The organism is Kineococcus glutinatus, assembly GCF_039542765.1.
Taxonomy (GTDB): Bacteria; Actinomycetota; Actinomycetes; order Actinomycetales; family Kineococcaceae; genus Kineococcus_A; species Kineococcus_A glutinatus.
Genome location: NZ_BAABIL010000101.1, coordinates 1 through 9,364, shown reverse-complemented (window position 1 = coordinate 9,364; position 9,364 = coordinate 1). Strand labels below are relative to the sequence as shown.

At 75.0% G+C, this 9,364-nt stretch carries 5 protein-coding genes and 1 pseudogene; 5 read left to right on the top strand and 1 reads right to left on the bottom strand.

Going from position 1 to position 9,364, the window contains the following annotated elements:
* Window positions 1-294 precede the first annotated feature (294 nt).
* Entirely contained in the window at window positions 295-1,536 is a 1,242-nt protein-coding gene (glgC, locus tag ABEB16_RS04570; RefSeq protein WP_345711083.1) for a glucose-1-phosphate adenylyltransferase, read from the bottom strand.
* Window positions 1,537-1,672: 136 nt separating this feature from the next.
* Between glgC and glgA the strand changes: the two genes are divergently transcribed.
* From glgA to cheB, 5 genes and pseudogenes are all read left to right on the top strand, one after another.
* Entirely contained in the window at window positions 1,673-2,881 is a 1,209-nt protein-coding gene (gene glgA, locus ABEB16_RS04565) for a glycogen synthase (protein ID WP_345711082.1), read from the top strand.
* A 35-nt stretch (window positions 2,882-2,916) separates the two neighbouring features.
* On the top strand, window positions 2,917-4,281 hold the full coding sequence (locus ABEB16_RS04560; RefSeq protein WP_345711084.1) for a pyridoxal phosphate-dependent decarboxylase family protein: 1,365 nt from the start codon (window positions 2,917-2,919) through the stop codon (window positions 4,279-4,281).
* Window positions 4,282-4,493: 212 nt separating this feature from the next.
* Window positions 4,494-6,434: pseudogene (locus ABEB16_RS22775) on the top strand (methyl-accepting chemotaxis protein).
* A 53-nt stretch (window positions 6,435-6,487) separates the two neighbouring features.
* Window positions 6,488-8,164, top strand: coding sequence for a chemotaxis protein CheW (locus tag ABEB16_RS04545; protein WP_345711079.1), 1,677 nt, complete (start codon window positions 6,488-6,490; stop codon window positions 8,162-8,164).
* 4 nt (window positions 8,165-8,168) lie between these two features.
* The gene (cheB, locus tag ABEB16_RS04540; RefSeq protein ID WP_345711078.1) at window positions 8,169-9,248 is read left to right on the top strand and encodes a chemotaxis-specific protein-glutamate methyltransferase CheB; all 1,080 of its coding nucleotides are present in this window, start codon (window positions 8,169-8,171) and stop codon (window positions 9,246-9,248) included.
* Window positions 9,249-9,364 lie beyond the last annotated feature (116 nt).

Genomic DNA, 9,364 nt, shown 5'->3' with positions numbered 1-9,364 from the left:
GACGTCCGCGGACAGCAGCACCGCCGCCGGTGCGGCGGCGGCGGGTGCGGCGCTGGCCGGTGCGGCGGCCGCGGTGTCGAGCACGGCGGCCAGCGCGGTGACCAGGGCGGCGGCGGTCAGGGCGGTGCGGCAGCGGCGCGTGGACATGCAGCAGACGTCGGGCGCCGCCGCGGCCACCTTGAGCCGCGCGTGGCCGCCACCTGCGCCCCGAACGCGCCCCCACCGCCCCGGCCGGGGCGCAGCGCCGGGCGCCGCTCCGGCCGTGGGCTCCGGCCGTGGGCTCGGGCCGTGGGCTCAGGACGGGATGCGCTGCCCCTTGCCCACCACCGTAATCCCCGAGGGCGTCACCGTGAAGCCCCGCGCCCGGTCCTCCTCCGGGTCCACCCCCACCCGCGAGTCGTCGGGCACCACCACGTTCTTGTCGATGATCGCCCGCTGCACCACCGCGTTGCGGCCCACGTGCACGTCGTCCATCAGCACCGAGTCCGACACGTGCGCCCAGGAGTCCAGCCGCGCCCCGGGGGAGACGATCGACTTCTCCACCAGCGCACCGGAGACCACCACACCCGCGGAGATGATGGAGTTCACCGCGTGCCCGTAGGTGCCCTGCCAGCCGTTGACGAACTTCGCCGGCGGGTAGAAGTTCTGCGCCGTGATGATCGGCCAGTCGTAGTTGTAGAGGTTGAACACCGGCAGCACCGAGATGAGGTCCTGGTGCGCCTCGTAGTAGGAGTCGATGGTGCCCACGTCGCGCCAGTAGGCGCGGTCGCGCTCGGTGGCACCGGGCACGTCGTTGTCCTTGAAGTCGTACACCCCCGCCAGGCCCCGGCCCACGAAGTCCGGCACGATGTCGCCACCCATGTCGTGCTTGGAGTCGGCGCGGTCGGCGTCGCGGGTCACCGCGTCCACCAGCGCGTCGGTGTCGAAGACGTAGTTGCCCATCGACGCCAGCACCTCGTCCGGCGAGTCCGCCAGCGGCCGCGGGTTGGCCGGCTTCTCCAGGAACGCCGAGATCCGCCGCGGGTCGGCCGCGTCCGTCTCGATCACCCCGAACTGGTCGGCCAGCGACAGCGGCTGGCGGATCGCGGCCACCGTGCACGGCGCGCCCGTGGCCACGTGCGCGTCCACCATCTGCCGGAAGTCCATCCGGTACACGTGGTCGGCGCCCACCACCACCACGATGTCCGGGCGCTCGTCGTACACCAGGTTCAGCGACTGCAGGATCGCGTCGGCGCTGCCCAGGTACCAGCGCTTGCCCAGGCGCTGCTGCGCGGGCACGGACGCGATGTAGCTGCCGAACAGGTTCGACATCCGCCACGCCTGCGAGACGTGCCGGTCCAGGCTGTGCGACTTGTACTGCGTCAGCACGACGATCTTGCGGTAGCCGGCGTTGACCAGGTTGCTCAGCGCGAAGTCGATGAGCCGGTAGTTGCCGCCGAAGGGCACCGCGGGCTTGGCGCGGTCGGCCGTCAGGGGCATCAGCCGCTTGCCCTCCCCACCGGCGAGGACGATCGCGAGGACGTTGGGAGCAGCCACGTGCGCAACCTAGTGCCGCCACCGGCGGGTCGCCCTGCGGCACGCCCCGTGTGCACCGCGTGTCGCGGCGGCTAGCGTGGCGCCCCGCGGGGCACCGGCGGAGCGGCCGGCGGTGCCAGGAGCTGAGGAGCGGGCAGTGCGCGTCGACGTCCTGACCAAGGAGTACCCCCCGGCGGTCTACGGCGGCGCCGGCGTCCACGTCGCCGAGCTCGCCCGCGCCCTGCGCGGCGCCGGGCGCCTGGACGTGCGGGTGCGCTGCTTCGGCGAGGCCCGCGACGAGCCCGGCACCAGCGCCTACCCCGAGCCCGCCGAGCTGGCCGGCGCCAACGCCGCCCTGCGCACCCTGGGCGCCGACCTGCCCATGGCCGCCGACTGCGCCGGCGCCGACCTGGTGCACTCCCACACCTGGTACGCCAACCTCGCCGGGCACCTGGCGTCCCTGCTGCACGGCGTTCCCCACGTGCTGTCCGCGCACAGCCTGGAACCGCTGCGCCCCTGGAAGGCCGAGCAGCTCGGCGGCGGCTACGCCCTGTCCTCCTGGGTGGAGCGCACCGCCTACACCGGCGCCTCCGCCGTCATCGCCGTCTCCGCCGGCATGCGCGCCGACATCCTGCGCTCCTACCCCTTCCTGGACCCCGCGCGCGTGCACGTGGTGCACAACGGCATCGACGCCGCCGACTGGGCCCCCACCGGCGCCCGCGACCTGCTGCCCGCCCTCGGCGTGGACCCCGACGCCCCCAGCGTCGTCTTCGTCGGGCGCATCACCCGCCAGAAGGGCCTGCCGCACCTGCTGCGCGCCGCCCGCGAGCTGCCCCCGCACGTGCAGCTGGTGCTGTGCGCCGGCGCCCCCGACACCCCCGAGATCGCCGCGGAGGTCGAGCACCTGGTGCGCGAGCTGCAGCAGACCCGCTCCGGCGTGGTCTGGCTGCAGCGGCACCTGTCCCGCCCGGAGCTGGTGCAGGTCCTCTCCGCCGCCACCACCTTCGTGTGCCCCTCCGTCTACGAACCCCTCGGCATCGTCAACCTGGAGGCCATGGCCTGCGGCGCCGCCGTCGTCGGCACCGCCACCGGCGGCATCCCCGAGGTCGTCGCCGACGGCGAGACCGGCTGGCTGGTGCCCATCGAGCAGGTCGACGACGGCTCCGGCGCCCCCGTCGACCCCGACCGGTTCGTCGCCGACCTCGCCGCCGCCCTCACCGAGGCCACCGCCGACCCCGACCGCGCCCGCGAGCGGGGCCGGCGCGGGCGCGAGCGAGCGGTGGCGGACTTCTCCTGGACCGCGATCGCCGAACGCACCGAGGCGGTGTACCGCTCCGTCCTCGACCCCGCCGGGACGCGCCCGTGAGCACCCCCGGCGCCGGGCCGCGGCCGGGGGAGGCGATGCACCGCTTCGACGCCGCCACCGCCGACCTGGCCGCGCAGGTGCTGCGCCGGGCCCGCGAGCGCCTGCAGCTGGACCCCGTCCCCCTCGACGCCCCCCGCAGCCCCGCCGAGCTCACCGCCGCCGCCGGGCAGACCATCACCGCCGCCGGCCTGGGCGGGCAGGCGGCCCTGGACCTGTTCTGCGACGTCCTGGCCCCCGCGTGCCTGTCCACCGACCACCCCCGCTACCTGTCCTTCATCCCCTGCGCCGCCACCGAGGCCGCCACCCTCTTCGACCTCGTCGTCGGCGCCTCCTCCGTCTACGGCGGCTCCTGGCTGGAGGGCGCCGGCGCCGTCTACGCCGAGAACCAGGCGCTGCGCTGGATCGCGGACCTGGCCGGCCTGCCCGCCGGCGCCGGCGGCGTCTTCGTCCCCGGCGGCACCACCGGCAACCTCTCGGCCCTGCTGGCCGCCCGCTCCGCCGTGCGCGCCCGCGAGGGCCACCGCCGCCCCCTGAAGGTCGCCGCCGCCGCCACCGCCCACTCCTCCATCGCCTCCACCTGCGACGTGCTCGACCTGCAGGTGGTGCCCGTGCCCGTCGACGCGCGCACCGGCCGCCTCACCGGCGCCGCCCTCACCGCCGCCCTGGGCACCGACCGCTCCGACCTGGCCGCCGTCGTCGCCACCGCCGGCTCCACCAACCTCGGCACCGTCGACGACATCGCCTCCGTCGCCGACTACTGCCACGCCCCCGACACCGCCGGCACCCCACCCACCTGGCTGCACGTGGACGGCGCCTACGGCGGCGCCGGGCTGGCCGCCCCCACCGTGCGGCACCTGTTCACCGGCACCGAGCGCGCCGACTCCTTCATCGTCGACCCCCACAAGTGGCTCTTCGCGCCCTTCGACTCCTGCGCGCTGCTGTACCGCGACCCCGCCACCGCCCGCGCCGCGCACACCCAGCGCGCCAGCTACCTCGACGTCCTCACCGAGCGGGGGGAGTGGGACCCCGCCGACTACGCCATCGGCCTGACCCGCCGCGCGCGCGGCCTGCCGTTCTGGTTCTCCCTGGCCGCCCACGGCGCCGACGCCTACACCGCCGCCGTCGAGCGCACCCTGCAGGTCGCCCGCGCCGCCGCCGCCATGGTCGCCGGGCGCGCCGAGCTGCAGCTGGTGCGCGAACCGGACCTGTCGGTGGTGGCGTTCTTCCGCCGCGGCTGGGCCACGGCGGACTACACCGCCTGGAGCGAGCGGCTGCTGGCCGAGCAGTTCGCCTTCGTCGTGCCCAGCGCCCACGAGGGCCGCACCTGCCTGCGCCTGGCGATCGTCAACCCCCGCACCGGCGAGGACGACATCGCCGCCGTCCTGGACACCCTGCGCTGAGGGCACCGGGCCGCGCGAGCCCCCCGCGCCCACCCGTCCGGGCGCACCGGTCACCGCCGCCAGCCCCGCCGCGCGGCTCAAGCGCACCCCCCGCTGCGCCGATGCGGTGAGGGCACCGACTCCTCACCGCAGCACCTCCGCACGCCTCGCGGCGGGCGCGGCGGGTCGTCGGACGCGCACCAGCCGACGACCCGGAAGGACCCGCAGGTCCCATGCCCCTCACCAAGAACGGCGCCAAGGCCGCCATCCCGGCCGCCCGTCCCGCTTCCTCCGCCCTCGCCCCGGCCGCCCCGGCCACCCGCAGGGACGCCCGCGAGTCCGAGGAGGCGCGCCGCCGCGCCCGTTCCGTCGCCAAGCAGCAGCAGGCCGCCGAGCGCATCGCCGCCGCCACCACCGAGCTGGCCGCCTCCACCGCGCAGTCCGTGGAGGCCTCCCGCCAGCTGCGCGACGCCATGCAGCAGATCGCCGCCGGCGCCGAGGAGGCCTCCGGCGCCACCCAGGAGTCCCTGGCCGCCACCAACCAGGTCGTCACCTCCATCCGCACCCAGCAGGAGACCGCCAAGCGCGTCTCCGAGGCCACCAACACCCTGCAGACGCTGCTGGCCGAGACCACCGAGGGCATCTCCACCCTGGTCGCCAACGTCGGCGAGGCCGCCGACCGCCAGACCGCCTCCGTCACCATGATCACGGAGCTGGAGAAGCAGGCCGAGGAGATCGGCACCATCGTCGCCGCCGTGGCCCGCATCGCCGACCAGACCAACCTGCTGGCCCTCAACGCCGCCATCGAGGCCGCCCGCGCCCGCCAGCACGGCAAGGGCTTCGCCGTCGTCGCCGACGAGGTCCGCACCCTCGCCGAGACCTCCGAGCGCTCCGCCTCCCAGATCCGCGAGCTCATCGACTCCATCCGCACCGGCGTCACCGCCGTCGCCGAGGGCGTGCAGCGCTCCGCGGACACCTCCCGCGCCGAGGTCGCCAAGGGCAAGGAGATCACCGACTAGCTCTCCGCGATCCGCACCGACATGGTCGTCATCGCCGACGGCGCCGCCGAGATCGCCGCCGCCGCCGTGCAGAGCGAGAAGGCCTCCCAGGAGGCCCAGCTGCGCAGCGAGGAGATCGCCGCCGCCGCCGAGCAGCAGTCCGCGGCCGCCGAGGAGTCCCTGCAGACCGTCGACCAGCAGGGCGCCGCCCTGCAGCAGGCCGAGGCCGGCTCGCAGGCCCTGTCCGAGGTCGCCGACGAGCTGCGCGGCTCCGCCGACATCGGCAAGTCCGCCGAGGACGTCGCCTCCGCCGCCGAGGAGCTCGCCGCGGCCGCCGAGGAGATCAACCGCGCCGCCACCCAGATCTCCACCGCCATCTCCCAGATCTCCACCGGCGCCCAGACGCAGTCCGCCAAGACGCAGGAGGCCTCCTCCGCGCTCGCGCAGATCGAGACCGGCGCCCAGCTGGCCGAGTCCCGCGCCGGCGTCGCGATCGACAAGGCCGACGAGATGATCGGCGCCCTGGGCACCAACAAGACCGCCGTCGACTCCATGATCACCGCGATCTCCGCCGCGTCCTCGGCCGCCAAGGAGTCCGTCAAGCAGGTCGTCGAGCTGGAGATCGTCTCCCGCAAGATCGACAAGATCGTCGACGCCATCGCCAACGTCTCCATCCAGACCAACATGCTCGCCGTCAACGGCTCCGTGGAGTCCGCCCGCGCCGGGGAGTACGGCAAGGGCTTCGCGGTCGTCTCCACCGACATCCGCAACCTCGCCCGCGACTCCGCCGACAACGCCGAGCGCATCAAGGACCTCGTCAAGGAGGTCCAGGACCGCATCGTCGCCGTGCGCGCGGACCTGGAGGAGACCTCCCGCCAGGCCCTCGTCGAGGTCGAGCGCGCCAAGGCCTCCACCGCCCGCCTCGTCGAGGTCGAGCGCGACATGGGCGTCGTCCGCGAGGGCAACGAGCAGGTCCGCGGCGCCTCCCAGGAGATCGCCGCCGCCCTCGGCCAGGTCAAGACCAGCCTCGACCAGATCTCCGCCGCCGCCAACCAGGCCGACACCCTCTCCACCCAGGCCGCCGCCGCCGCCAAGCAGCAGTCCACCGGCGCCGACGAGCTCGCCAGCGCCATCGAGGAGATCGCGGCCCTGGCCGACGAGCTCCAGAACGGCTGACCCGGATCCCGGAACAGCGCCACCACACCGGATCCGAGCAGAGGGGCAGTGCCATGAGCACGATCGACACCACCGTCCAGGACCTCGGCGACGCCGACGTCCTCGACGGCACCCTCGCCGCCGACCCGCGGGACGGGGACGCCGCACCCGGCGTCCCCGCCCCCCGGCACGCCCCCTCCGACGCCGCCGACACCGGCGGCGCGCAGGACGGCGACGGCGGCGAGAGCACCGACTACGTCACGTTCGAGATGGCGGGGGAGTCCTACGCGGTCCACATGGAGCGCGTGCAGGAGATCATCCGCATGTCCGAGCTCATCCGGGTCCCCCTGGGCCCGCCCGCCCTGGAGGGCCTGGCCAACCTGCGCGGCCGCGTCCTGCCGGTGGTGAACCTGCGCCGCTGCTGCGGCCTGCCCTCCACCGAGCACGACGAGGCCACCCGCATCGTCGTCATCGCCGCCGGCGGCGCCACCCTCGGCCTCGTCGTGGACCGCGTCACCGCCGTCGTCTCCGTCGAGCCCGACCAGCTCGAGCCCGCCGACGGCGTGCAGTCCACCGTCCGCTCGGAGCTGCTGGCCGGCGTCCTCAAGCACGACGGGCGCCGCATGACGACCATCCTGGACGTCCAGCACCTCGTGCGCGCCGAGTTCGCCGCCCTGGCCCGCACCGCCACCGCCGGCGCCACATCCGGCACCTGGACCCCCAGCGCCGACGGCGGCGAGGACGACACCGACGACACCCTGGAGCTGGTCTCCTTCGCCGTCGACGGGCAGGAGTACGCCCTGCCCATCGACCGCGTCCAGGAGATCGTCCAGGCCCCCGAGCGCATCACCGCCGTCCCCAACGCCGCCGAGCGCGTCCTCGGCGTCATGGACCTGCGCGGCGGGCTGCTGCCCGTGGTCAGCCTGCGCCGCGTGTTCGGCATGGAGGTCACCCCCCTCCAGCCGCACAACCGCATCGTCGTCATCACCGTCGAGCGCGACGGCCGCTCCGGCCTCGTCGGCGTCGTCATGGACACCGTCCGCGAGGTCCTGCGCGTGCCCGCCGCCCTCGTCGGCGCCCTGCCGCACGTCGTCTCCGGCGGCGGCACCTGCCGCGAGGTGGAGTCCGTCTGCCGCCTGGAGGACGGCCGCCGCCTGGTCTCCGTCCTGGCCGCCGACGCCCTCGTCGACGCCGACGTCGCCGACCTCGCCGAGGCCGGCACCCCCGAGCTCACCACCACCGAGGAGGACGACCTGGTCGACGACGGCCGCGGCGACGACGAGCTCCTCGTCGTCTTCCGCCTCCAGGGCGAGGAGTACTGCGTGAACGTCGACGCGGTGCAGGAGATCATCCGGGTCCCGGACAACCTCATCCGCGTCCCCCGCACCCTCGACTTCGTCGAGGGCCTGGTCAACCTCCGCGGCGCCGTGCTGCCGGTGGTCGACCTGCGCACCCGCCTGGGCCTGGACCGCTCCGAGCGCGACGAGCGCCAGCGCATCGTCGTCCTCATCATCGACGGCATCCGCACCGGCTTCGTCGTCGACTCCGTCGCCGAGGTCCTCAAGGTCGCCAACACCGAGCTCGAGGCCGCTCCCCAGCTGTCGGAGGAGCAGGCCAAGGTCGTCACCCGCGTGGCCAACCTGCCCCGCACCTCCCGCATGCTCCTCGTCCTCGAGCCCGACCAGCTCCTGGGCCGCGAGCAGATCGCCGCGCTCGCCGAGGAGGCGAGCCTGTCCCGGAAGGCCGCATGATCCGATGGTGAAGGTCCTCGTCGTCGACGACTCCGCGCTCATGCGCAAGGCGCTGAAGACGATGCTCACCGACTCCGGCGACGTCGAGGTCGTCCTCGCCCGCAACGGCGAGGACGCCCTCGACGTCCTGGGGAGGGAGAAGCCCGACGTCGTCACCCTCGACATCAACATGCCCGTCATGGACGGGCTCACCTGCCTCGCGGAGATCATGCGCGAGCAGCCCACGCCCGTGGTCATGGTCTCCTCCCTCACCGAGCGCGGCGCCATGGCCACCCTGGAGGCCCTCGAGCTCGGCGCCGTGGACTACGTCGCCAAGCCCGGCGGCACCGTCTCCCTCAACATGGCCGACGCCACCGCCGAGATCGTCGCCAAGGTGAAGAAGGCCGCCGGCGCGCGCGTGCGCGCCGGCGGCTCCCTCACCGCCCGCCTGCGCCGCCAGCGCGAGGAGGCCGCCGCCGCGCCCCGGCTGCAGCGGCGCAGCACCCCCGGCTCCACCCGCAGCACCGCCGAGTCCGCCGCCGACCTCGTCGTCATCGGCTCCAGCACCGGCGGCCCGGCCCTGCTGTCCACCCTGCTGGCCGACCTGCCCGCCGACTTCGCACCCGCCGTCGTCATCGCCCAGCACATGCCGGCCTCCTTCACCGGCGCCCTCGCCGGCCGCCTCGACGCCGCCTGCGCGCTGCCCGTGCAGGAGGTCACCGCCCTCACCAAGGTCGAGCCCGGCCACGTCTACGTCGCCCGCGGCGACGCCGACATGGTCCTCACCCGCCGCGGCGGCGACCTCGTCGCCCGCCCCACCCCCGCCGGCTCGCAGTACCGCTGGCACCCCAGCGTCGACCGCCTCACGGCCTCCGCCATGGAGTGCGTCGACCCCACCCGCACCATCGGCGTCCTGCTCACCGGCATGGGCGACGACGGCGCCGAGCAGATGGCCGCCCTCAAGGCCCGCGGCGGGCGCACCGTCGCCGAGTCCGAGGACTCCGCCGTCGTCTGGGGCATGCCCGGCCAGCTCGTCGCCCGCGGCGGCGCCAGCCAGGTCCTGCACTCCGCCGACATCACGGCGCAGGTCCTCGCCTGGGCCTGAGCGGCACCCGCGCTCCCGCCGCGGGGCGGGTCGCGCACCGCCGCCACCCGCCCCGCGGCGCCCGCCCGGCCGGCCCGCACCCGACCGGCCCGCACCCGACCGGCCCCGGTCAAGTC